This is a genomic window from Protofrankia sp. CiT1 (assembly GCF_917627335.1).
Classification (GTDB): domain Bacteria; phylum Actinomycetota; class Actinomycetes; order Frankiales; family Frankiaceae; genus Protofrankia.
In genome coordinates this window covers 1-1269 of record NZ_CAKJTP010000221.1, presented here as the reverse complement: position 1 = coordinate 1269, position 1269 = coordinate 1, and the positions used below count along the sequence as shown (strand labels likewise).

At 69.9% G+C, this 1269-nt stretch carries 1 protein-coding gene; it reads right to left on the bottom strand.

Features of this window, described 5'->3' with window-relative positions:
• Positions 1 to 136: 136 nt before the first annotated feature.
• On the bottom strand, positions 137 to 1027 hold the full coding sequence (locus MJ785_RS20295; protein WP_239309533.1) for an LLM class F420-dependent oxidoreductase: 891 nt from the start codon (positions 1025 to 1027) through the stop codon (positions 137 to 139).
• Between the last annotated feature and the right edge of the window lie 242 nt (positions 1028 to 1269).

The window sequence follows — 1269 nt, the reverse complement described above, 5'->3', positions numbered from 1 at the left end:
TGCATGGAGCGGCCGAGCTCCAGCGGCGATGGCTGGCCGCTGGAACCGACCTGCGGGACCCCACCCGCCCGCAGCTACACCTCGCCGCCGGGGATCGTTAGCGTGTCGCGGGTCCCACGGTGCGGGCAGCAGACGATCAGGAGCCGGTACCGATGTCGGCAAGATCCTTGACGACCGGCACACAGGCGCGTTCGATCCAGGCGTCCGCCGGCTCGCCGCCGGGCGGCGTCACGATCACCGCGTCCACGCCGATCCGGGCGTGCTGCTCCATCTCAGCCAGGAACGCGCTCGGCTCACCCCGGGTCAACGCGTCACCGCGGTAGAGAATCGTCTTGGTGATCTCGGCGTAGTCGCGGCCGGCCCGGTCGCAGTGCGCCTTCAACACGTCGAGTTTGTGCGCGACCTCGTCCACCGAGGGCGCGAACAGGTTGCAGGCATCCGCGTAGGTGGCGACCAGCCGCAGCGTCTTCTTCTCCCCGCTCCCCCCGATCAGGATGGGCAGCCGTGGCCGGCTGATCGGCGCGGGGACGCAGAGCGTCTCGGCGAGCTGGTAGTGCCGGCCCTCGAACGGGCCGTTGTCGTCGCTCCACATCTGCCGGCAGATCCGCAGCGTCTCCTCCAGCCGCTCGAACCGCTCGGCTATTGGCGGGAACGGTACGCCCAGGCCGTAGTGCTCGCGGTCGTACCAGGCGGTGCCTATCCCGAGCTCCGCCCGCCCGCCCGAGAGCACGTCCAGCGTCGCGACGATCTTCGCCAGCAGCCCCGGATGCCGGTAGGTCGCGCCGGTGACCAGGAGGCCGAGGCGCAGCCTCGAGGTGTGGGCGGCCAGGAACCCCAGCGTCGTGTAGCCCTCCAGCATCGGCTCGTCCGCGGGGAACATCGCCTCCATCTGGAAGTAGTGGTCCATCACGCTGAGACGGGCCACCCCCGCGTCATCGGCGATCCGGGCCGCGCGCCCCAGGACCGGCGCGATCGCCTCGGTCCCACCCGGCCAGGTGAACCGCACCACGTGCACACCGAGCTGCATCGCACACTCCTCCGTGTCCAGGCGTCCCGCACATCATCCAGGCGTCCCGCGCATCCACAACATCCCGCCGGTCCGGTGAACCGAACCGTTACCGTGCCTATCCTGACCGAAAAAGCCAGACCGGTCACGGTCAGCTGGACCGGGAGTGCCGCCGAGCGGAGAACCGATCACTCCCTGGTCGCGCAACCGAGCGCAAAACCGGCGGATGCGCGACCGACCTGGAAGGATCGACGGCGAGTCCA

Excerpts from the sequence above, each read along its gene's own strand:
- MJ785_RS20295 (WP_239309533.1), bottom strand. The coding sequence starts at position 1,027 with ATGCAGCTCGGTGTGCACGTGGTGCGGTTCACCTGGCCGGGTGGGACC.